A 20,937-nucleotide genomic window follows, 5' to 3' on the forward strand; every position below is an offset into this window, starting at 1 on the left:
AGCCTCAACGGAGAGCTCCCCCATGACTGATTCCCCCGAGCGTGACGAACGCCATCTGGCGCGCATGCAGCGCAAGAAAGCCGTGATCGACGAACGCATCGCCAACTCTCCCGACGAGTGCGGCCTGGTGCTGGTGCTGACCGGCAACGGCAAAGGCAAGAGCAGCTCGGCGTTCGGCATGCTCGCCCGCGCGATGGGCCACGGCATGCAGTGCGGCGTGGTGCAGTTCATCAAGGGCCGCAACAGCACTGGCGAAGAATTGTTTTTCCGCCGCTTCCCCGAGCAGGTGCGTTTCCACGTCATGGGCGAAGGCTTCACCTGGGAAACCCAGGATCGTCAGCGCGACATCGCCGCTGCGACCGCCGCTTGGGAAGTCTCGCGCGAGTTGTTGCGCGACCCTTTGATCGGTCTGGTGGTGCTCGATGAATTGAACATCGCCCTCAAGCACGGCTACCTCGATCTCGATCAGGTGCTCAGCGATTTGCAAGCGCGCCCGCCGATGCAACACGTGGTGGTCACCGGTCGCGGCGCGAAGCCGGAAATGATCGAGATGGGCGACACGGTCACCGAGATGGGCATGCTCAAGCACGCCTTCCAGGCCGGGATCAAAGCGCAGAAAGGCGTCGAACTTTGAAGCCACCACGTCACTGCCCGGCGGTGTTGATCGCCGCTCCGGCCTCCGGTCAGGGCAAGACCACCGTCACCGCTGCACTCGCCCGTTTGCATCGCAATCAGGGGCGCAAGGTGCGCGTGTTCAAGTGCGGGCCGGACTTTCTCGACCCGATGATCCTCGAGCGCGCCAGCGGTGCGCCGGTGTATCAACTGGACATGTGGATGGTCGGCGAGCAGGAAAGTCGCCGCCTGTTGTGGGAAGCCGCCGCCGAAGCCGATCTGATTCTGATCGAGGGCGTGATGGGCCTGTTCGACGGCGCGCCGTCCAGCGCTGATCTGGCGCGCCACTTCGGTGTGCCGGTGCTCGGCGTGATCGACGGCACCGCCATGGCGCAGACCTTTGGCGCCTTGGCGCTGGGCCTGGCGAAGTATCAGCCGGACTTGCCGTTCGCTGGCGTGCTGGCCAACCGCGTCGGCACCTTGCGCCATGCGCAATTGCTCGAAGGCAGCCTCACCGAAGGTCTGCGCTGGTACGGTGCGCTGTCCCGCGAGACCGGCATCGAATTGCCGAGCCGCCACCTCGGCCTGGTTCAGGCCAGCGAATTGAATGATCTGGATCTGCGCCTCGACGCGGCCGCCGATGCGCTCGCCAGCAGTTGCCAGGTCGCGCTGCCACCGGCCGTTGAATTCGCCGCGCCTGACCTCATCGCCGCCGAGCCTCTATTAAAAGGTGTGCGCATCGCCATCGCCCGCGATGAAGCCTTTGCCTTCACCTATGGCGCCAGTCTCGATCTGCTGCGGGCGATGGGCGCCGAACTGCAGTTTTTCTCGCCGATCCGCGACACGCAATTGCCCGAGGCGGACAGCCTGTATCTGCCGGGCGGCTATCCAGAGTTGCATCACGTCGCGCTGGCGCAAAACGCCTCAATGCTGGCGGCGATCCGCGCGCACCACGCGGCGGGCAAGCCGTTGCTCGCTGAATGTGGCGGCATGCTTTATCTGCTTGATTCGCTGACTGACGTGGAAGGCACCCGTGCTGAGCTGGTCGGTTTGCTCAAGGGCGATGCAGTGATGCAGAAGCGTCTCGCGGCGCTGGCGTTGCAGGCGGTTGAATTGCCGGAAGGGGAGTTGCGTGGGCATACCTATCATCATTCCCTGACCACCACAGAGCTGACGCCGATTGCCCGTGGGCTGAGTCCCAATGGCGGGCGTGGGGCCGAGGCGGTTTATCGCGAGGGGCGGATGACGGCGTCATATGTGCACTTTTATTTCCCGTCGAATCCGGCTGCGATTGCCGCATTGTTTGCGCCAGATAGTGAGGCCGCCTTGGCGAGCAGGTTCGCTCCCACAATGGATGACCTGAACTCTGTGGGAGCGAGCCTGCTCGCGAAAGGGCCATGACCGACAACACCTTCTCCGAAGCCGAACGCGCAGCGGTCTACAAGGCCATCGCCGAGCGCCGCGACATGCGCCACTTCACCGGCGGCAGCGTCGAGCCGCAGTTGCTGCGTCGTCTGCTTGAAGCCGCTCACCAGGCCCCAAGCGTCGGCCTGATGCAGCCGTGGCGCTTCATCCGCATCAGCGATCGTGCGCTGCGCGGGCAGATCCGCGATCTGGTGGAAGAAGAGCGCATCCGCACCGCCGAAGCCCTTGGCGAGCGCAGCGACGAGTTCATGCAACTCAAGGTCGAAGGCATCAATGACTGTGCTGAAGTGCTGGTTGCGGCGCTGATGGACGATCGCGAAAAACACATCTTCGGTCGGCGCACGTTGCCGGAAATGGACATGGCCTCGTTGTCCTGCGCGATCCAGAATCTGTGGCTGGCCTCCCGTGCCGAGGGCTTGGGCATGGGCTGGGTCTCGCTGTTCGAACCGCAGGCACTGGCGGATTTGCTCAAGTTGCCGGCCGGTGCGAAACCGCTGGCGGTGTTGTGTCTGGGGCCGGTCAAGGAGTTCTATCCGGCGCCGATGCTGGTGCTCGAAGGCTGGGCGCAGGCGCGGCCGCTGAACGAGTTGCTGTACGAAAATTATTGGGGAGTGAATCAATGAGTGTGGCGTTGCTGAGTGTCGCCGCGGTAGCGCTGGATGCGCTGCTCGGTGAACCGAAACGCTGGCATCCGCTGGTGGCGTTCGGCAATTTTGCCGGGCGCATCGAGCAACGCTTCAACGCCGGCGGTCGTGGCTGGCGCAGCCATGGCGTGACCGCGTGGGTGCTCGCGGTACTGCCGCTGACTCTGCTCGCCACAGCATTCTCCTGGGCGCCCTATGTCGGCTGGATTGTCGAGATTCTCGCGTTGTATTGCGCCCTCGGCATGCGCAGCCTCGGCGAACATGTCGCACCGGTCGCGGCTGCGTTGCGCGCCGATGATCTGGACGAGGCACGCAAGCGCGTCGGTTATCTGGTCAGCCGCCAGACCAATGAACTGGACAGCAACGCCGTGGCCCGTGCCGCCACCGAATCGGTATTGGAGAACGGCAGCGATGCAGTGTTCGCTGCGCTGTTCTGGTTTGTCGTTGCCGGAGCGCCGGGCGTGGTCCTGTATCGCTTGAGCAATACCCTCGATGCGATGTGGGGTTATCGCAACGAACGCTTCGAGCGTTTCGGCTGGGCGGCGGCGAAAATCGACGACGTGTTGAACTATATTCCTGCGCGTCTGGTGGCGTTGACCTACGCGCTGCTCGGCAAAACCCGCCTCGCGCTCAAATGCTGGCGCACCCAGGCGCCGCAGTGGGACAGCCCCAACGCCGGCCCGGTGATGGCGGCTGGTGCCGGTGCGCTGGGCGTCGAGTTGGGTGGCCCGGCGATCTATCACGGCGAACTGCATGAGCGCCCGCAACTGGGCGAAGGTGCGCCGGCGGATGCCGATTCCATTGACCGTGGCTGGCAATTGGTCCAGCGCGGCGTATGGTTATGGCTGCTGATGCTTTGCTTGGGGGCGGAATTTTATGCTTGAGCACGGTGGCCGGTTGCGCAAGGCTGCACTCGATTACGGGATTGCCGAGGCCGACTGGCTCGACCTGTCCAGCGGCCTCGCGCCGTGGCCGTTCCCGATCCCGGAGATCCCGCTGCGCGCCTGGGCGCGCTTGCCGGAAACCGACGACGGTCTGGAACAGGCCGCCTGCGATTACTACGGCGCCGCGCAGGTGTTACCGGTGGCCGGCTCGCAAATGGCCATCCAGTTGCTGCCGCGTCTGCGCCGGGCCGGCAAGGTCGGCGTGTTGTCGCCGTGCTATGCCGAGCATGCCGAAGCCTGGCGGCGCAGCGGTTACATCGTCCGTGAAGTGCTCGAGCAGGAGGTCGAATTCTTTCTCGACAGTCTCGATGTGCTGGTGGTAGTCAATCCGAACAATCCGACCGGCCTCAGCCTGACCCCGGCACGCCTGCTCGACTGGCATGCGCGGCTGGCGCAACGCGGCGGCTGGCTGGTGGTCGATGAAGCGTTCATGGACAACACGCCGCAACTGAGCCTCGCGCCCTATGCGCATCAGGTCGGGCTGGTGGTGTTGCGTTCGTTCGGCAAGTTTTTCGGCCTGGCCGGGGTGCGCCTCGGTTTCGTTCTGGCCGAACGCAAGTTGCTCAAACTGCTCGCCGAACAGGTCGGGCCGTGGGCGGTGAGCGGGCCGACGCGGGTACTCGGTACGGCGTGCCTGCAAGACACCGAGGGCCATACCCGTCAGCGGATTCGCAGCGATGAAGCGAGCGAACGGCTGGCGGCGCTGCTGACCCGTTGCGGTTTTGCACCGCAGGGTGGCTGCGCGCTGTTTCAGTGGCTGATCACCGAGCACGCCGAAGCGCTGCACGAATTCCTCGCCCGGCGCGGCATCCTCCTGCGCCTGTTCAGCCACAACAGCAGTGTGCGTTTCGGCCTGCCGGCCGATGCCGCGCAAGAGCTGCGTCTCGAACAAGCTTTGCAAGCTTTCACCAAGGACCACCCATGACCACTCTGATGGTGCAAGGCACCACGTCCGATGCCGGCAAAAGCACGCTGGTGACGGCGTTGTGCCGCTGGGCCACCCGCCAGGGCGTGGCGGTGGTGCCGTTCAAGCCGCAGAACATGGCGCTCAACAGCGCAGTCACCGCTGACGGCGGCGAGATCGGCCGCGCGCAGGCAGTGCAGGCGCAAGCGGCCTTTCTCGAACCCCACACCGACATGAACCCGGTGCTGCTCAAGCCCAACAGCGACACCGGCGCGCAGGTGATCATTCATGGCCGCGCGGTGACGACGATGAACGCCGTCGCCTATCACGATTACAAGGCCATCGCGATGCAAGCGGTGCTCGCCTCGCACGAGCGACTCAGCGCTGCGTATCCGCTGGTAATGGTCGAAGGCGCCGGTTCGCCGGCGGAGATCAATCTGCGCGCCGGCGACATTGCCAACATGGGCTTTGCCGAGGCGGTGGATTGCCCGGTTTTGCTGATCGCCGACATCAATCGCGGCGGCGTGTTTGCGCATTTGGTCGGTACCCTGGAATTGCTCTCGCCGAGCGAACAGGCGCGGGTCAAAGGCTTCATCATCAACCGCTTTCGCGGCGATATCGCCTTGTTGCAACCGGGCCTCGACTGGCTGGAGCAGCGCACTGGCAAACCGGTGGTCGGCGTGTTGCCGTACGTGATGGATCTGCACCTTGAAGCCGAGGACGGCATCGACCAACGCCAGACCGACAAGGCCGAGCAGGTGTTGAAAGTTGTGGTGCCGGTGCTGCCGCGCATCAGCAATCACACCGACTTTGACCCGCTGCGTCTGCATCCGCAGGTGGATCTGCAATTTGTTGGCCCGGGCCAGGCAATTCCCGCCGCCGATCTGATCATCCTGCCGGGCTCGAAAAGCGTGCGCAGTGATCTGGCTTATCTGCGCGCCAATGGTTGGGACGCGGCAATCAATCGGCATCTGCGCTACGGCGGCAAGGTGCTGGGGATTTGCGGCGGTCTGCAGATGCTGGGTGAGCAGGTGCACGATCCGCTTGGGCTGGAAGGCGCTGCCGGCTCCAGCGCCGGTCTGGGGCTGCTGGCGTTCGAAACGCAACTCGAAGCCGAGAAGCAATTGCGCAACGTGCGCGGGCGGCTGGCGTTGGAAAACGCCGCAGTCAGCGGTTACGAAATACATGCTGGCGTAACCAGCGGGGCGGCGCTGGAAAACCCGGCGGTGCATCTGGACGACGGTCGATGCGATGGTGCGCAAAGTGCCGATGGCCAGGTGTTCGGCACCTATCTCCACGGCTTGTTCGAATCCCCCGAGGCGAGTGCGGCGTTGTTGCGCTGGGCGGGCTTGAGTGATGTGCAAGAGGTCGATTACCACGGCTTGCGCGAGCGGGATATCGAACGATTAGCGGATCTGGTGGAGAAGCATCTGGATACCGATTTGTTGCGTCAGCTCTGTGGGATTTGAGTTGTCCGGGCTGGCCTCTTCGCGAGCAGGCTCGCTCCCACAGGGAAATGCGATCAACGGTGGGAGCGAGCCTGCTCGCGAAGGGGCCGGTTGTCTCACCACACATTTTTGGATGAACCCATGCTCCAACTGATCCTCGGCGGCGCCCGCTCCGGCAAGAGTCGTCTAGCGGAAAAACTCGCCAGCGACAGCCATCTGGCGGTCACCTACATCGCCACCAGCCAACCGCTGGACGGCGAAATGAATCAACGCGTCGCCCATCACCGCGCACGCCGCCCGGCGCAATGGGCGTTGATCGAAGAGCCACTGGAGCTGGCCCGCGTGCTGCGCGAATCCGCTGGCGCCGAGCGCTGCCTGCTGGTCGATTGCCTGACGCTGTGGCTGACCAATCTGCTGATGCTCGACGACGCCGAACGTCTCGCCGCCGAGCGTGAAGCCTTGCTCGATTGCCTGGCGTCGTTGCCGGGCGAAATCATTTTTGTCAGCAACGAGACCGGAATGGGTGTCGTGCCGCTGGGCGAATTGACCCGCCGCTATGTCGATGAAGCCGGTTGGCTGCATCAAGCTCTGGCCGAGCGCTGTCAGCGAGTTGTCCTGACCGTCGCCGGCCTGCCCCTGACTTTGAAAGGACCTGCGTTATGAGCCCGACCTGGTGGCTGAACCCGTGCAAAACCGTGAACTCGGACATCATCGCGCAAGCGACCGAGCGCCAGCAGCAACTGACCAAACCGGCCGGTTCGCTGGGGCGCCTTGAATCGGTGGCCGTGCAACTGGCCGGTCTGCAAGGTCAGCTCAAGCCAACGCTGGATCAAGTCTGGATCGCGATTTTCGCTGGCGACCATGGCGTGGTAGCCGAGGGTGTATCGGCTTATCCGCAGGAAGTCACCGGGCAGATGCTGCTCAACTTTGTCAGCGGCGGCGCGGCGATCAGCGTGCTGGCGCGTCAGCTCGGCGCGCAGCTGGAAGTGGTCGATCTGGGCACGGTGAATCCGGCGCTGAATCTGCCCGGCGTGCGCCATCTGAACATCGGCGCGGGAACGGCGAACTTCGCTCAGGGCGCAGCGATGACTCAGGCGCAGGGCGAATCGGCTTTGCAGGCCGGTCGCGACAGTGTCTTGCGCGCGAAAGCCGCCGGCACCCAGTTGTTCATCGGCGGCGAGATGGGCATCGGCAATACCACGGCGGCCAGTGCGCTGGCCTGTGCCTTGCTCGATTGCCCGGTGGCGCACCTGACCGGTCCCGGCACCGGGCTGAATGCCGCTGGCGTCAGCCACAAGGCGCACGTCATCGAACGCGCTCTGGCGCTGCATGCCGCACAGCGTGGCGATGCCTTGCAGACGCTGTTCAATCTCGGCGGGTTCGAGGTTGCCGCGTTGGTCGGCGCTTATCTGGCCTGCGCGCAGGAAGGCATTGCGGTGCTGGTTGACGGCTTTATCTGCACGGTCGCCGCGCTGGTCGCAGTGCGCTTGAATCCGGCCTGTCGCGAGTGGCTGTTGTTCGGCCATCGCGGTGCCGAGCCGGGCCATCGTCATGTGCTGGAAACCTTGAGCGCCGAGCCGCTGCTCGAGCTCGGCCTGCGTCTGGGCGAGGGCAGTGGCGCAGCGTTGGCGGTGCCGTTGTTGCGTCTGGCCTGTGACCTGCACGGGCAAATGGCGACGTTCGCCGAAGCGGCTGTCGCGGATCGCCCGGCATGAGTCTGCGTCTGGATCTGCTGCGTCACGGCGAAACGGAACTCGGCGGCGGCTTGCGCGGCAGCCTCGACGATGCGCTGACCGCAAACGGCTGGACGCAGATGCGTGCTGCGGTGGTCGAAGGCGGGCCGTGGGATCGCATTGTCAGTTCGCCATTGCAGCGCTGCGCGCGCTTCGCCGCCGAACTCGGTGAGCAATTGAACCTGTCCGTGCATCTGGACAAGGATCTGCAAGAGCTGCATTTCGGCGCGTGGGAAGGGCAGAGCGCGGCGGCGTTGATGGAAACGGACGCCGAAGCGCTGGGGCTGTTCTGGGCTGATCCCTATGGCTTCACGCCACCGCAAGGCGAGCCGGTCAGCGCGTTTTCCTCACGGGTGTTGGCGGCGGTCGCGCGGTTGCAGGCGGCTTACGCCGGCGAACGGATTCTGTTGGTCAGCCACGGCGGGGTGATGCGCTTGTTGCTCGCGCAGGCACGAGGTCTGCCGCGTGAACAATTGCTCAATGTCGAAGTCGCCCACGGCGCGCTGTTTGCGCTGACGGTCGCGGCGAGCGGCGCGCTCAAGGAAGGTCACTGAGATGTTTCCGCTGTGGATCGCCTTGCAGTTTCTCAGCAGCCTGCCGATTCGCCTGCCGGGCATGCCTGAGCCGCAACAGCTTGGCCGTTCGCTGCTGTTTTATCCGCTGGTGGGATTGCTGTTCGGGTTGATCCTCTATGCGTTGAATCTGTTGTTGGCCAGCGCGCCGATGTTGCTGCATGCGGCGCTGTTGCTGACCGTGTGGGTATTGCTCAGCGGCGCGCTGCATCTCGATGGCCTGGCCGACAGCGCTGATGCCTGGCTCGGCGGTTTTGGTGATCGTGAACGTACGCTGACGATCATGAAAGATCCGCGCAGCGGGCCGATCGCGGTCGTCACGCTGGTGCTGGTGTTGTTGCTGAAATTCGCCGCGCTGCTGGCGCTGATCGAGCAAGGGCATACCCTGGCGCTGATCATCGTTCCGGTGCTCGGGCGAGCGGCGCTGTTGGGGTTGTTTCTGACTACGCCTTATGTGCGTGCGGGCGGCTTGGGTCAGGCGCTGGCCGATCATCTGCCGCGCAAGGCCGGGTGGTGGGTGCTGGGGGTGAGTGCGCTGGGCTGCGTGTTGATCGCGGGTATCGGCGCGGTGCTGATTTCGCTGGTCGGGTTTGTCTTGCTGCGGCGATTGATGATGCGGCGGTTGGGTGGGACTACCGGGGACACGGCGGGAGCGCTGCTGGAATTGCTGGAGATGGGGGTGTTGGTGGGGCTCGCTTTGATCTGAAGGATTTGCGTAGATGATGCCGGCCCCTTCGCGAGCAGGCTCGCTCCCACCTTCGGAATGCAATCCCCTGTGGGAGCGAGCTTGCTCGCGAAGGCGGCCTCACCGGCAGCAATGATGTTCAGAGTAAACTCATCTGTAACTTGATTTAACACACTCGCGGGTATATACACGCATCATGCTTCCTTCTCAGTGTTTGTGCACCAACCTGCGTCGCGCCGCGCGTGGCGTCAGCAGGCATTACGACGGCGCTCTCGACGGCTTCGGGATCAACGTTGCCCAGTATTCTCTGCTGTGCAATCTGCAGCGGCTGGAGCAACCGAGCATTTCCGAACTGGCCGAGGCCATGGGCCTGGATCGCAGCACCTTGGGGCGTAATTTGCGTGTGCTGGAGGGCGAAGGTCTGGTGGCGCTTGCCGAAGGCGAGGACATGCGCAACCGTATCGTGCGCCTCACCGAAACCGGCGTGCAGCGCTTGGCAGCAGCATTGCCGGCGTGGGAAGCGGCGCAACAGCGACTGATCGACCGTCTCGGTGCCGAGAAGCGCGAAACCTTGCTCAAACTGCTCGACGAACTGGCCTGACGGCGGTTTTTTCGCGCTCAAGCGGGTATATACCCGCGACTGGAGAATAACAATGACATCGATGTGGCGTACGTGCGGTTGGGTGTTGCTGGGGAGTGCGCTGATCCTGGCGGTGTCATTGGGCGTGCGCCACGGGTTCGGTCTGTTCCTGTCGCCGATGAGCGCGCAGTTCGGCTGGGGGCGCGAGGTGTTTGCCTTCGCCATCGCCCTGCAGAACCTGATCTGGGGCCTGGCGCAGCCGTTCACCGGCGCGCTGGCTGACCGCTTCGGCGCGGCGAAAGTGGTGCTGGTCGGTGGGATCCTCTACGCGGCGGGCCTGGTGTGCATGGGCCTGTCTGATTCGGCAGTGACTCTGTCACTGAGTGCCGGCCTGCTGATCGGTATCGGTCTTTCGGGCACTTCGTTTTCGGTCATTCTTGGTGTTGTGGGTCGCGCTGTGCCGCCAGAGAAACGCAGCATGGGCATGGGGATCGCCAGCGCCGCCGGTTCGTTCGGCCAGTTTGCGATGTTGCCGGGCACGCTCGGTTTGATCGGCTGGCTCGGCTGGTCGGCGGCGCTGTTGGTGTTGGGCCTGTTGGTGGCGATGATTGTGCCGCTGGTGAGCATGCTCAAGGACAAGCCGCTGCCGGTGCTTGGCCATGAACAGACTCTTTCCGAAGCGCTGCGTGAGGCGTGCTCGCACTCCGGTTTCTGGCTGCTGGCGTTCGGCTTTTTTGTCTGCGGGTTTCAGGTGGTGTTCATCGGTGTGCACTTGCCAGCGTATCTGGTCGATCAGCATCTGCCCGCCAGTGTCGGCACTACGGTGCTGGCGTTGATCGGATTGTTCAATATCTTCGGCACTTACACCGCCGGCTGGCTCGGTGGCCGCATGTCCAAACCGCGTCTGTTGACTGCGCTGTATCTGTTGCGCGCAGTGGTGATCGTGCTGTTCCTGTGGTTGCCGGTGACGACCACCACGGCGTATCTGTTCGGCATGGCCATGGGCTTCCTGTGGCTGTCGACGGTGCCGTTGACCAACGGTACGGTGGCGACCTTGTTCGGCGTGCGCAATTTGTCCATGCTCGGTGGCATCGTCTTTCTGTTCCATCAGCTCGGCTCGTTCCTTGGCGGCTGGCTGGGCGGGGTGGTGTACGACCGAACCGGGAGTTATGACTTGATCTGGCAAGTGGCGGTTCTCTTGAGCCTGCTCGCGGCGGCGCTGAACTGGCCGGTGCGCGAGCGTCCGGTGGCGCGCCTGCAAGCTGCGACGAGTGCAGCATGAGCCGGATCTTCACGCGATTCGCCGTGACCGCACTGGCTGCTGCGCTGTTGGCGCTGGTGTGGTGGGGCTGGCAACGCGGCGGTCTGGCGCTGATGCAGTTGGGCATGAGCATTTGCTAGATGGCAGCGTGGCGAGTAACGTCGAAGCCTGATGACTGCCCAAGGAAATTCGACATGTTGATGCGCTGGTGTGCTGTTCCCGCGTTGCTGATGGCGTTGACTGGCCTGGCCCAGGCCGCCGATTGTCCTGAGCTGCTGCAAGGCTCGCTGCCCAAGTTGCGCGCCAAGGAATCCATCGATCTGTGCAAGCAGTACGCCGACAAACCGCTGGTGGTGGTCAATACCGCCAGCTTCTGCGGTTTCGCCCCGCAGTTCGAAGGTCTTGAGGCGCTCAACAAGCGCTATAAGGATCAGGGGCTGGAAATGCTCGGCGTGCCGTCGAATGACTTCAAGCAGGAGTCCAAGGACAGCGCGGAAACCGCCAAGGTCTGCTACGCCAATTATGGCGTGACCTTCAACATGACCGAGCCGCAGAAGGTTCGCGGCGACGACGCCACGCATCTGTTCCAGGTGCTGGCCGCGCAGAGCAATGCGCCGAAGTGGAATTTCTACAAGTATGTGGTCGACCGGCGGGGCAAGGTCGTGGCGAGTTTTTCCAGTTTGACCAAACCGGATGATCCGGAATTTATTGCGGCGATCGAAAAGGCCATTGCCTCCAAGCCGCTTAAGCCCTGATTCATGCTGTTCCCTGTGGGAGCGAGCCTGCTCGCGAAGCGGTGTGTCAGTCAGCAAATCAACATCTGACATACCGCCTTCGCGAGCAGGCTCGCTCCCACAATGGTGATTTTGTCGTTCCAGTGAAAAATTGCAGACATGAAAAAGCCCCGCCTCTGTAAAGAGAGCGGGGCTTTTTCGTGGGCGAGGGGTTAGCCTCGCCACGGTGCATCAGAAGCGGTAAGTCGCGCCGACACCGAAGCCGTTTGCCGAGTTTTCATACTTGGCATCGTAGGTCTGGCCACGCGCGTTTTCGTTGCGGATGTTGACCGACTCTTCTTTCAGGTACGAGTACGCGACGTCGATGGTCAGGTCGTCGGTCGGGCTCCAGCCGGCACCGATACTGAAGATGGTGCGGTCGCCAGTCGGGATACGTGGCGAGCGGTCTTCGTTATTGGTTGGCGACTGGTCGAAGGTCAGACCGGTACGCAGGACCCATTCCTTGTTCAACTGGTACGAGGTACCCACGGCGTACGCCCAGGAGTCATGCCAGTTCTGGTCTTCGTTGATCGAACCGAACTGACCGGCCAGCAGAGGCTGCACGCCGGAGTTCTTCACGGTGATCTTTTCCAGTTGGCTCCAGCGGGTCCAGGTGGTACCAGCGTAGACATTCCAGCGATCGTTGATTGCCTGGGTGACCGACAGGTCCACGGATTCCGGCGTGGTGATCTTCAACGAAGCGTCATATTTCTGATTGGCGCCCAGACCCGTCAGGCCCAGCACGTTGTAGTTGACCTTGGTGTTGCCTTCGAGCTTGTAATCGACCTTGGAGTGATAGGTCAGGCCCACACGGGTAGTGTCGGTGGCCTGGACCAGCAAGCCGACGTTGTAACCCAGCGCGGTGTCGTCACCCTTGATCTTGACCTTGCCATCCGGGAAAGCCTGAGAGATCGACAGGTTGGATTCCAGCGAGCCATCGATGCGGTTGATGGTCGGGCCGAAACCGATCGACACCTTGTCGTTGAAGGCGTAGCTGACGGTTGGCTGGAAAGTGATGACTTGCACTTCGGACTTGCTGCCGAAGTAACGACCGGCGAAGCCGTTTTCGTAATCCGTGATCAGGCCGAACGGCACGTACACACCGAGGCCGAATGCCCAGTGATCATCGATCGGTTTTACATAGAAGCCCATCGGTACGGCAGTGAGGGGCACCATGTCACCCTTGTTGCTGCCGCCATTAGGGCTGGAGCTGGTATCGCTGATATCGGTATGCGCGTCGACCAGGGCGACGCCGCCGGTGACTTGTTCGCGCTTGATGCGCGCCATGCCGGCCGGGTTGCCATAAACAGTGCTTGCGTCGTCGGCAGAAGAAGATCGCCCGGCAAAACCAGTCCCCATCCCACTGATGCTTTGTTCGTTGAGGGCAAAACCTGCCGCGAAGATTTGTGTAGAGGCAAGGGTAACGGCGAGGCTAAGGGTGGTTTTGAGCATGACTTTTTTCATTATTAGAACTCCTGGTGATCACCGGGGCGAAAATTACCAACATTTTCGTCCCAGCGCTATAGCCTGTATGCCTTGAGTTAGAGCGGTTTTGTAGGACAATCCGACCAAAATGGCGACCTGATGCGAGAACTTGTGAAACCGCCCGGTCAGCAAGCGACCTGATTCAGCGGTGAAACACAGGTTTGCCAGGCATAGGTAAAGTCGCGCAAACGGCCTTGCGGTTGAAAGGTCTGGCGCCAAATACGTGCCATGCCGAGCAGGTCGGTCGGAGCGGGGAGGGTGGGATTCTGTTCTTCCACCAGCAGCCAGGCGATGGCCGTGGCGTAACGCAGGTTGACGGTCAGTTCCAGATGCGGGCCGCTGAGGAACGCATGCTGACTGGCCAGGCCGCGCACCAGGCTGGCGCGCTCCGGATCGAGCGCCAGATAATCATCCCAGAGGGCCTGATGGCGATGCTCGGCAATCCGGTAGAGGCCGTGGCCACGGCGGTCATGCAGGGCAGACCCGAGGGCGGACTGGCTGGCGGCGATACCCAGCAGCAGGGATTCGGCAGTTGCGCAGTGGCGTCCCAGATAAATCAGTGTGGGACGGATCACATAGCGGCACAGTTCGCTGGCAGCGATACCCATAACACCCTCGGTTCTTGTTGTTGAGGGCGAGTCCTGAAGGGGCCTTGGCAGCAGTGGATCGACTCAGGCTCGCCGCAAGCGGGTCAAGCCGCTTGAGTTGAAATGTAGTGTCATATTCAGCGTGTAAAGGCCTGTTTTTAAAATATTTCCGTCATCGCATCCCGGGCGTTAGATCGGAACATGCTTAGAAGCGCAGCGCTAAAAGTGAAATATCAGGCAATAAAAAGCCCCGCTTTTCAGCAGGGCTTTGCTTTTGCAGCCTGTCCGGCTTTCAGGCAACCAGTGCCTGGCGGGTACGCTCGATCACGGCCTGCAGCGGTTCGGCGCTGGAGTATTGATCGGGGTACAAACGCTCGCTGTGACGAGCGATGCCGTGTTCATTGACCACGGTGAAGCTGAAGCAGCCTTTGCGAGCGGCCATGATCAGGCAGTTCATTGGAGCAAAAGCGTTGGTTAGGGTGCGAATGGCATCCTGAGTCTGGATTTGAGTAGACATAGTTATTAGGTGTTCCTACAAATGACACGGATAAGAACCGTGCAACGTTAAAACGTTCCAGTAACGTTGATCACCATTGATCGAACGAAGAACCCGACTGGAACAAAGCAGCCAGTTTGAAGCGCTGATAAGTGAGCGCGCTTGGGCTGGCAGGTAGGTACTTAGGAGGACAGGCATCACAGCGAGGGCAAAGGTTCTGGGCCCGGGGTGAAGATCCTGATCAATTTGCAGGTTGGTTCGGTCAGAGTAAGTGTTCTTCGCAACGCCCTTTGTTTTCTTTCAAAGGCAGCGTCGTCGCAAGATTTACCTGGAAACCATCGAGGGGTCGTTCCCGCTTTTTTCGGCAGTGTCTTCCTGTTGGAAGTTGACCGTGGGGAGATGTTCGACCGGAATTGACTTTCAGCTTGGTACTAACGCCGCGGATAGTAACGGATCCGTTCGGGCGAAGCAAACCCCATGACCAAAAAAAGGATCACAGGGAAAGGTCGTGTCGCACCGTCCGTCGGCGTGCAGGCTTTTCGCAGAGCCTTTCAGTCGCTCGCAGCTGCGCAAAATGACCCGAAAAAGCGCACGCATATAACCGGCTCACAGGTACTTGTGCACATTAGTTGCGCAGAGCGCAACGCAACTGTCACATCGATCCTGACTCCAGCCGCTGCCTGTATCAAAAGTTTAAGTCAATGAAAAATATCGTCTTTTTTTGTTGGTGAAAAAATCGTCAGTTTGACTGCGAGCCCCATTCCATAAGGCTTTGCGGGGATCGTAGAGCGGTTGTCCACTGACTTATCCACAGCTTCTGTGGATTGTCCCTAGCGCTTGCTCTAGGACGGGCGTGCCGGGTTTTTTTCGACTTTACCTGTAAGAAAAAGAGAGTAAAGTGGCGCGCCTTCCGATCTGTCCCGCAGTGCTTTATGAAGTTTCGCTCAGTATCAGACTCTGTTACCTCCAATCCGACCTCTGCTACCGCTCCCAAGCGTTTTTCCGTGCGTGTGGCTGAGTGGCTGCTCGATGCGCCGCGCCTGAGCGACAGCCCCAGCGCCAAACACCTCGCGGGCCGCCTGCTCAAGCAACCGGCCCGTGAAGGTGTGGTCGCTGCACAAAGTCGTCTCGGCCAATTGATCTGCCGTGAGTGCGGCAATGCCCGTGACCGGCGTATCGGTCAGGAGCTGCTGCGTCAGGCCGCCCGCGCCGGCGACCGTCGCGCACAGCAGGAACTCGGTCTGATCGAAGACTGAGCTGTCCAAGCCCAGACACCTTGGTTAACCTTCAGGCTTTATCCGATTGGCAGGAGTCGCTATGGCTATGGACTTGACCAGCATATTGCTCGGTCTTGCGGCAGCAGGAGTGCCGCTGCTGGCGCTGGCTTGGCAACTGCAACGCCGGGCCAGCAATGCCCAGGCCGATCTGGCCTTGCTTGAGGAGCGCCTGGCGATGGCGCAACTGGCCCAGGACGGCCTCACCGCGCAGCTTGAAGCGAGCCGCGATGAAATCGCCGATCTTGGCCAGGCCAACGCCGCCAAACAGGCAGACCTCGCCGCGCTGCGCCGCGAAGTCGAATTGCTGCAGATCGAACGCGATGACGCCCGCGACGCCTCTCACGCCTGGAACCTCGAACGCGCCAACAAGGATGCTGAGTTACGCCGCCTCGACGCCCACGCGGCCTCGCTGAGTGCCGAACTTCGCGAACAACAGGAAAGCCATCAACAACGTCTCAACGACCTGCAAGGCTCGCGCGATGAGTTGCGTGCGCAATTCGCCGAGCTGGCCGGCAAGATCTTCGATGAGCGTGAGCAGCGCTTTGCCGAAACCAGCCAGCAGCGGCTCGGGCAGTTGCTTGATCCGTTGAAAGAACGCATCCAGTCCTTTGAAAAACGCGTGGAAGAAAGCTATCAGGCCGAAGCCCGCGAGCGCTTCTCGCTGGCCAAGGAGCTGGAGCGTTTGCAGGCATTGAATCTGCGTTTGAGCGACGAAGCGACCAACTTGACTCGCGCGCTCAAGGGCCAGAAAACCCAGGGCAATTGGGGCGAACTGATCCTCGAGCGCGTTCTTGAACACGCAGGTCTGGAGAAGGGCCGCGAATACCAGACCCAGGTCAATCTCAAAGGCCCGGACGGTGAACGCTTCCAGCCCGATGTGATCATTTACCTGCCCGGCGACAAGCAAGTCGTGGTCGACTCGAAAGTCAGCCTCACGGCCTATCAACAATATGTTGCGGCTGATGACGACACGTTGGGGCAGATCGCGATCAAGCAGCACGTGTTGTCGCTGCGCAATCATGTCAAAGGTTTGGCCGGCAAGGATTACAAGCGCCTGGAAGGCCTGCACAGCCTCGATTTCGTCTTGCTGTTCGTGCCGATCGAAGCGGCATTTTCTGCGGCCTTGCAGGCTGAGCCTTCGCTGTTTCAGGATGCTTTCGACCGCAATATCGTGATCGTCAGTCCGACTACGCTGTTGGCTACGCTGCGGGTGATCGACAGTTTGTGGAAGCAGGAGCGCCAGAGCCAGAACGCCCGGGAAATCGCCGAGCGGGCGGGTTGGCTGTACGACAAGTTCGTGTTGTTTATTCAGGATCTGGACGAAGTGGGCAATCGTCTGCAGCAACTGGACAAGGCTTACAGCTCAGCGCGCAACAAGCTGACAGAGGGGCGCGGTAATCTGGTCAGCCGCAGTGAGCAGTTGAAGTTGCTCGGTGCGCGGGCGAGCAAGAGCTTGCCGGCGGATTTGCTGGAGCGGGCGATGACGGATGTTGATGGGTTGGTTGAGTTGCCTGAGTAGGCGTCGTTTTTTGGGCTGATTTTGGGGGCATATCCGTTGCTGCGGTGATGGCGGCTGGCGGTTTCGCCCTTACGGCGACTCACTTTTTTTACAAACGCCTAAAAAAAGTAAGCAAAAAAACGCTTGCTCCTACGTTCGGCCCTCGCAAGCTCGGGTCCCTTCGCTCCGGGATCGATCCCTCCGCTCAGCCTTCCGACGTCGCCGGTGAATCAAGATCAAAAGCACTCGAGCTTGCGCTCATTGTTGAGTGGGGCAGCTTCGCTGCTTTGCTTTTCTGTGGGAGCGAGCCTGCTCGCGAAGGCGTCTGCAAGGTCACCTTCTACAACGGCAAATACCGACTCAAAAGCGCCCGCAACGCTGCCGGCTTCACCGGTTTGGCCAGATAATCCAGGCCTGCCGCATGCACTTGCGCTACGGTCTCCGGGCGTCCATCCGCGCTGATGACCACGCCGGGTACCGGCTCGCCCAGGCGCGTGCGCAACCACGCCATCAGCTCTGTGCCGGTATCGCCGTGGTCGAGGTGATAGTCGACCAGCGCCAGTTGCGGCCGCACACCTTCATTCAATATCGCTGCGCATTCTTCGCGATTGCGCGCCGTCCACACTTGGCAGCCCCAGCGGCTCAGCAGGCTGTTCATGCCGATCAGGATGCTGTCTTCGTTATCGATGCACAGCACCTGCGCGCCGCTGAGCAGTTTTCCGTTCAGTTCCACCATGGCGCTAACTGGAGGGGTTTGCGTGCGGGCGATCGGCACTGTCACGCTGAACACACTGCCGCGCCCCGGCCAAGAACGAACGCGCAAGGTATGCCCGAGCACGCGGCACAAGCCGTCGGCGATCGCCAGACCCAGGCCCAGACCTTTTTCGGCGCGGGTCTGGTGGCTGTCGAGGCGTTTGAATTCTTCGAAAATCACTTGCTGCTTGTCTTCCGGAATCCCCGGGCCGCGATCCCAGACTTCCAGACATAACTCGCCACCGCGCCGACGCACGCCCAGCAGCACCGGGCCTTTGGCATAGCGGAAAGCGTTGGTGAGGAAGTTTTGCAGGATTCGCCGCAGCAGTTTGATGTCGCTGTCGATGCGCAATTGACTGCCGCGCACCCGGAACGTGAGCTTTTGCTCTTGAGCCAGCGCCTTGAATTCCGCGCCGAGGGTGTCGAACAGTTCATTGACGGCGAACGCTTTGCGGTCCGGGTTGATCTTGCCGTTCTCCAGGCGCGAGATGTCCAGCAGATCGCTGATCAGGTCTTCCGCCGAACGCAGCGAGCTGTCGAGGTGTTGCACCAGCTGCTGCGCCTCTGCGCTCAAGCCTTCGTTCTGGTGGGAGAGGGCGGCGGAGAACAGCCGTGCGGCGTTCAGCGGTTGCATCAAGTCGTGGCTGACGGCGGCGAGGAAGCGGGTTTTCGACTGGTTGGCCGCCTCGGCATTGCCCTTGGCTTCGGTGAGCGCGACATTGAGTTGCGACAGTTCCTGGGTACGTTCGCTGACCCGTTGCTCCAGCCCTTCGTTCGCCTCGGTCAGCGCCTGTTCGGCTTCGCGGAACGCGGTAATGTCGGTGAAGCTCATGACAAATCCGCCGCCGGGCATCGGGTTGCCGATCAGCTCGATCACCCGGCCATTGGGGAACAGCCGTTCGGAAGTGTGCGCGCGGCCCTGACGCATCCAGTGCAAGCGTCGCGCGACGTGCACTTCCGCTTCGCCGGGGCCGCACAAACCGCGTTCGGCGTTGTAGCGAATGATGTCGGCAATCGGCCGGCCGACGCTGATCAGGCCGTCGGGGTAGTTGAACAGCTCCAGATAACGCCGGTTCCATGCCACCAGTTTCAACGACTGGTCGACCACGCTGATGCCCTGGGTGATGTTCTCGATCGCGCCTTGTAGCAGCGCGCGGTTGAACTGCAGCACTTCCGAGGCTTCGTCAGCGATTCGGACTACGTCCTCCAGCTGCATTTCCCGACCTTCGATGGCGGCTTTTACTACAGCGCGCGTCGAAGAAGCGCCGAGGACACCGGCCAGCAAACGTTCGGTATGGGCGATCCATTCACTGTCGGCGTTCTGGTTGGGGTTGAAACCCTTGCCCTGACGGTAGGCGAAGCGAATGAAGCTCTGCCGCGCGCGTTCTTCGCCGACGAAACGCGCCGCCAGTTGCAGCAGATCGTCGATCTGCACCGCCAGCATTGAACGAGCATTAGGCCGCGCGCTGATTTCCTGACCGATGAAGCGCCCGGCCTGCCAGTGCTCGGAAACCCGCGTGCGCGACAGCACCGAGACCCAGGCGAACAGGGTGAAGTTACCGGCCAGCGACAGCACCACGCCTTGAGTCAGCGGCGTAATCGGCAGGTTCAGCGGATTACTGTGCAGCCACGCCAAGCCGGGGAAGCTCGCCAGTGACCAGCCGAGACTGTGCGCGGCAATCGGCAGCACCAGCGTGTAGAACCAGAGGAACGTGCCGGTGGCGAGGCCGGCGAACACGCCCCGGCGGTTGGCCTGTTTCCAGTACAGCGCGCCGAGCATGGCCGGCGCCAGTTGCGTCACAGCGGCGAAGGCGATCTGGCCGATGGTCGCCAGGCTCGCGGTCGAGCCGAGCAAGCGATAACTGACGTAGGCCAGCAGCAGAATCACCACAATACTCACGCGGCGCACCGAGAGCATCCACTGGCGGAACACCTCGAACGGGCGCTCGGCATTGTTACGGCGCAACAGCCACGGCAACAGCATGTCGTTGGAAACCATGGTCGACAGGGCGACGCTGGCGACAATCACCATGCCGGTCGCTGCCGATGCGCCACCGATAAACGCCAGCATCGCCAGCGCCGGATGGGCCTGGGCCAGCGGCAGGCTGATCACGAACGAGTCGGGCAGCACGTGGCTGGGCAGCATCATCTGACCGGCAAGGGCGATCGGGACCACAAACAGTGCGGCCAATGCCAGATAGGCGGGGAACACCCATTTCGCCAGACGCAGATCCTGCGGGTCGATGTTCTCCACCACGGTGACGTGAAATTGCCGCGGCAGGCAGATGATCGCCATCATCGCCACGCCGGTCTGCACCACCATCGATGGCCAGTTGATGGTTTCCTTCCAATACGCCTCAAGGCGCGGGGCGAGCATCGCCTGATTGAACAGGTCGTCGAAACCGTCATACAGGCCGTACGTGACGAAGGCGCCGACGGCGAGAAAGGCGAACAGCTTGACCAGCGACTCGAACGCGATCGCCAGCACCATGCCACGGTGGTGTTCGGTGGCGTCGAGGTTGCGCGTGCCGAAAACGATGGTGAACAACGCCAGCACCAGCGACACGATCAGCGCCGTGTCCTGGGCGCGGGTGCCCATGGCATCGGCGCCGGCGCCGATCAGCAGGTTCACGCCAAGGACAATGCCTTTGAGTTGCAGGGCAATATAAGGCAAGACGCCGACCAGGCAGATCAGCGCCACCACCACCGCCAGCGATTGTGACTTGCCGTAGCGCGCGGCGATGAAGTCGGCGATGGAGGTGATGTTCTCCTGTTTGCTGATCATCACCATTTTCTGCAGGACCCACGGCGCGCCGACCAGCAGCAGGATCGGCCCGAGGTAGATCGGCAGGAATGACCACAGTTGTTCCGCCGCCTGACCGACCGCGCCGAAGAACGTCCAGCTGGTGCAGTAGACCGCCAGCGACAGGCTGTACACCCAGGCACGCACACGTGGCGGCAACGGCGTGCTGCGACGGTCGCCGTAGAAGGCGATGGCGAACATGATGGCCATGTAGGCCAGGGCAACGACGGCGATCAGCCCGGTGGACAACGACATGCAGCACTCCCGACAAAAGACTCCCCGGCACTCCTGCCCGGGCGGACAGTCTCGCACGCGCGCGGCGGTTAGTCAGTGTCGACCAAGGTCGTGGCGTGGCGGGGTGTCGCAGGCGGGGTACCGGGTGGTTTTTGTGGTGACTGGGCGGACCTCTTCGCGAGCAGGCTCGCTCCCACGTTCTGGAATGCATTCCCTTGTGGGA

Annotated in this window: 20 protein-coding genes; 16 read left to right on the forward strand and 4 right to left on the reverse strand. The window is 61.9% G+C overall.

Annotated elements, in window-relative coordinates:
- Positions 1–22: 22 nt before the first annotated feature.
- The 14 genes from cobO to KVG87_RS11085 all read left to right on the forward strand — a co-directional run bounded on the left by cobO (position 23) and on the right by KVG87_RS11085 (position 11,563).
- Positions 23–634 carry a cob(I)yrinic acid a,c-diamide adenosyltransferase gene (gene cobO, locus KVG87_RS11025; protein ID WP_217850693.1) on the forward strand — a complete coding sequence of 204 codons (612 nt, stop codon included), beginning with the start codon at positions 23–25 and terminating at the stop codon, positions 632–634.
- Positions 631–2,013 (forward strand): cobyrinic acid a,c-diamide synthase CobB, encoded by a 1,383-nt coding sequence (locus KVG87_RS11030; RefSeq protein ID WP_217850695.1) that lies wholly within the window; start codon positions 631–633, stop codon positions 2,011–2,013. The genes cobO and KVG87_RS11030 overlap by 4 nt, the downstream gene beginning before the upstream one ends.
- A complete protein-coding gene (gene bluB, locus KVG87_RS11035) occupies positions 2,010–2,660 on the forward strand; it encodes a 5,6-dimethylbenzimidazole synthase (protein ID WP_217850697.1) in 651 nt (216 codons plus the stop codon). Before KVG87_RS11030 ends, bluB begins: the two co-directional genes overlap by 4 nt.
- The gene (gene cbiB, locus KVG87_RS11040) at positions 2,657–3,565 is read left to right on the forward strand and encodes an adenosylcobinamide-phosphate synthase CbiB (protein ID WP_217850698.1); all 909 of its coding nucleotides are present in this window, start codon (positions 2,657–2,659) and stop codon (positions 3,563–3,565) included. Before bluB ends, cbiB begins: the two co-directional genes overlap by 4 nt.
- Entirely contained in the window at positions 3,558–4,550 is a 993-nt protein-coding gene (gene cobD, locus KVG87_RS11045) for a threonine-phosphate decarboxylase CobD (protein WP_024012171.1), read from the forward strand. Before cbiB ends, cobD begins: the two co-directional genes overlap by 8 nt.
- A complete protein-coding gene (locus KVG87_RS11050) occupies positions 4,547–5,998 on the forward strand; it encodes a cobyric acid synthase (protein ID WP_217850699.1) in 1,452 nt (483 codons plus the stop codon). The genes cobD and KVG87_RS11050 overlap by 4 nt, the downstream gene beginning before the upstream one ends.
- Before the next feature lie 120 nt (positions 5,999–6,118).
- A complete protein-coding gene (gene cobU / locus KVG87_RS11055; RefSeq protein WP_137215945.1) occupies positions 6,119–6,640 on the forward strand; it encodes a bifunctional adenosylcobinamide kinase/adenosylcobinamide-phosphate guanylyltransferase in 522 nt (173 codons plus the stop codon).
- Complete coding sequence (gene cobT, locus KVG87_RS11060; RefSeq protein WP_217850700.1) at positions 6,637–7,692, forward strand: nicotinate-nucleotide--dimethylbenzimidazole phosphoribosyltransferase; 1,056 nt, start codon at positions 6,637–6,639, stop codon at positions 7,690–7,692. The genes cobU and cobT overlap by 4 nt, the downstream gene beginning before the upstream one ends.
- Positions 7,689–8,264: an alpha-ribazole phosphatase family protein gene (cobC, locus tag KVG87_RS11065; RefSeq protein ID WP_217850701.1), complete on the forward strand. Its 576-nt coding sequence runs from the start codon at positions 7,689–7,691 to the stop codon at positions 8,262–8,264. The genes cobT and cobC overlap by 4 nt, the downstream gene beginning before the upstream one ends.
- A 1-nt stretch (position 8,265) precedes the next feature.
- On the forward strand, positions 8,266–8,988 hold the full coding sequence (locus tag KVG87_RS11070; protein WP_217850702.1) for an adenosylcobinamide-GDP ribazoletransferase: 723 nt from the start codon (positions 8,266–8,268) through the stop codon (positions 8,986–8,988).
- Positions 8,989–9,163: 175 nt separating this feature from the next.
- Entirely contained in the window at positions 9,164–9,568 is a 405-nt protein-coding gene (locus tag KVG87_RS11075; RefSeq protein ID WP_016773714.1) for a MarR family winged helix-turn-helix transcriptional regulator, read from the forward strand.
- A 52-nt stretch (positions 9,569–9,620) separates the two neighbouring features.
- Positions 9,621–10,829: an MFS transporter gene (locus KVG87_RS11080; protein WP_217850704.1), complete on the forward strand. Its 1,209-nt coding sequence runs from the start codon at positions 9,621–9,623 to the stop codon at positions 10,827–10,829.
- Positions 10,826–10,948, forward strand: a complete 123-nt coding sequence (locus KVG87_RS26030) for a hypothetical protein (RefSeq protein ID WP_264082214.1) — start codon at positions 10,826–10,828, stop codon at positions 10,946–10,948. The genes KVG87_RS11080 and KVG87_RS26030 overlap by 4 nt, the downstream gene beginning before the upstream one ends.
- A gap of 54 nt (positions 10,949–11,002) precedes the next feature.
- Positions 11,003–11,563, forward strand: a complete 561-nt coding sequence (locus KVG87_RS11085; RefSeq protein ID WP_217850705.1) for a glutathione peroxidase — start codon at positions 11,003–11,005, stop codon at positions 11,561–11,563.
- Positions 11,564–11,773: 210 nt separating this feature from the next.
- On the opposite strand, the gene KVG87_RS11090 is transcribed toward KVG87_RS11085, so the two are convergent.
- From KVG87_RS11090 to KVG87_RS11100, 3 genes are all read right to left on the reverse strand, one after another.
- Positions 11,774–13,045: an OmpP1/FadL family transporter gene (locus KVG87_RS11090; RefSeq protein WP_217850706.1), complete on the reverse strand. Its 1,272-nt coding sequence runs from the start codon at positions 13,043–13,045 to the stop codon at positions 11,774–11,776.
- 146 nt (positions 13,046–13,191) lie between these two features.
- Positions 13,192–13,674 (reverse strand): hypothetical protein, encoded by a 483-nt coding sequence (locus KVG87_RS11095; RefSeq protein WP_024012180.1) that lies wholly within the window; start codon positions 13,672–13,674, stop codon positions 13,192–13,194.
- Between the two features lie 271 nt (positions 13,675–13,945).
- A complete protein-coding gene (locus tag KVG87_RS11100; protein WP_016773719.1) occupies positions 13,946–14,170 on the reverse strand; it encodes a hypothetical protein in 225 nt (74 codons plus the stop codon).
- A 911-nt stretch (positions 14,171–15,081) separates the two neighbouring features.
- Here KVG87_RS11100 and KVG87_RS11105 point away from each other — a divergent pair.
- Positions 15,082–15,405, forward strand: a complete 324-nt coding sequence (locus KVG87_RS11105; RefSeq protein ID WP_217850707.1) for an SEL1-like repeat protein — start codon at positions 15,082–15,084, stop codon at positions 15,403–15,405.
- Between the two features lie 175 nt (positions 15,406–15,580).
- The gene (locus KVG87_RS11110) at positions 15,581–16,945 is read left to right on the forward strand and encodes a DNA recombination protein RmuC (protein ID WP_163012219.1); all 1,365 of its coding nucleotides are present in this window, start codon (positions 15,581–15,583) and stop codon (positions 16,943–16,945) included.
- A 319-nt stretch (positions 16,946–17,264) separates the two neighbouring features.
- Here the strand turns inward: KVG87_RS11110 and KVG87_RS11115 are convergent, their stop codons facing one another.
- Positions 17,265–20,735, reverse strand: coding sequence for a hybrid sensor histidine kinase/response regulator (locus KVG87_RS11115; RefSeq protein ID WP_217850708.1), 3,471 nt, complete (start codon positions 20,733–20,735; stop codon positions 17,265–17,267).
- Between the last annotated feature and the right edge of the window lie 202 nt (positions 20,736–20,937).

It is taken from the genome of Pseudomonas siliginis (assembly GCF_019145195.1).
Taxonomy (GTDB): Bacteria; Pseudomonadota; Gammaproteobacteria; order Pseudomonadales; family Pseudomonadaceae; genus Aquipseudomonas; species Aquipseudomonas siliginis.

Bases quoted from the DNA above. Each gene is read 5' to 3' on its own strand.
- cobO (WP_217850693.1), top strand. From the start codon at position 23: ATGACTGATTCCCCCGAGCGTGACGAACGCCATCTGGCGCGCATGCAG.
- bluB (WP_217850697.1), top strand. From the start codon at position 2,010: ATGACCGACAACACCTTCTCCGAAGCCGAACGCGCAGCGGTCTACAAG.
- cbiB (WP_217850698.1), top strand. From the start codon at position 2,657: ATGAGTGTGGCGTTGCTGAGTGTCGCCGCGGTAGCGCTGGATGCGCTG.
- cobD (WP_024012171.1), top strand. From the start codon at position 3,558: ATGCTTGAGCACGGTGGCCGGTTGCGCAAGGCTGCACTCGATTACGGG.
- KVG87_RS11050 (WP_217850699.1), top strand. From the start codon at position 4,547: ATGACCACTCTGATGGTGCAAGGCACCACGTCCGATGCCGGCAAAAGC.
- cobU (WP_137215945.1), top strand. From the start codon at position 6,119: ATGCTCCAACTGATCCTCGGCGGCGCCCGCTCCGGCAAGAGTCGTCTA.
- cobT (WP_217850700.1), top strand. From the start codon at position 6,637: ATGAGCCCGACCTGGTGGCTGAACCCGTGCAAAACCGTGAACTCGGAC.
- cobC (WP_217850701.1), top strand. From the start codon at position 7,689: ATGAGTCTGCGTCTGGATCTGCTGCGTCACGGCGAAACGGAACTCGGC.
- KVG87_RS11070 (WP_217850702.1), top strand. From the start codon at position 8,266: ATGTTTCCGCTGTGGATCGCCTTGCAGTTTCTCAGCAGCCTGCCGATT.
- KVG87_RS11075 (WP_016773714.1), top strand. From the start codon at position 9,164: ATGCTTCCTTCTCAGTGTTTGTGCACCAACCTGCGTCGCGCCGCGCGT.
- KVG87_RS11080 (WP_217850704.1), top strand. From the start codon at position 9,621: ATGACATCGATGTGGCGTACGTGCGGTTGGGTGTTGCTGGGGAGTGCG.
- KVG87_RS26030 (WP_264082214.1), top strand. From the start codon at position 10,826: ATGAGCCGGATCTTCACGCGATTCGCCGTGACCGCACTGGCTGCTGCG.
- KVG87_RS11085 (WP_217850705.1), top strand. From the start codon at position 11,003: ATGTTGATGCGCTGGTGTGCTGTTCCCGCGTTGCTGATGGCGTTGACT.
- KVG87_RS11090 (WP_217850706.1), bottom strand. From the start codon at position 13,045: ATGAAAAAAGTCATGCTCAAAACCACCCTTAGCCTCGCCGTTACCCTT.
- KVG87_RS11095 (WP_024012180.1), bottom strand. From the start codon at position 13,674: ATGGGTATCGCTGCCAGCGAACTGTGCCGCTATGTGATCCGTCCCACA.
- KVG87_RS11100 (WP_016773719.1), bottom strand. From the start codon at position 14,170: ATGTCTACTCAAATCCAGACTCAGGATGCCATTCGCACCCTAACCAAC.
- KVG87_RS11105 (WP_217850707.1), top strand. From the start codon at position 15,082: ATGAAGTTTCGCTCAGTATCAGACTCTGTTACCTCCAATCCGACCTCT.
- KVG87_RS11115 (WP_217850708.1), bottom strand. From the start codon at position 20,735: ATGTCGTTGTCCACCGGGCTGATCGCCGTCGTTGCCCTGGCCTACATG.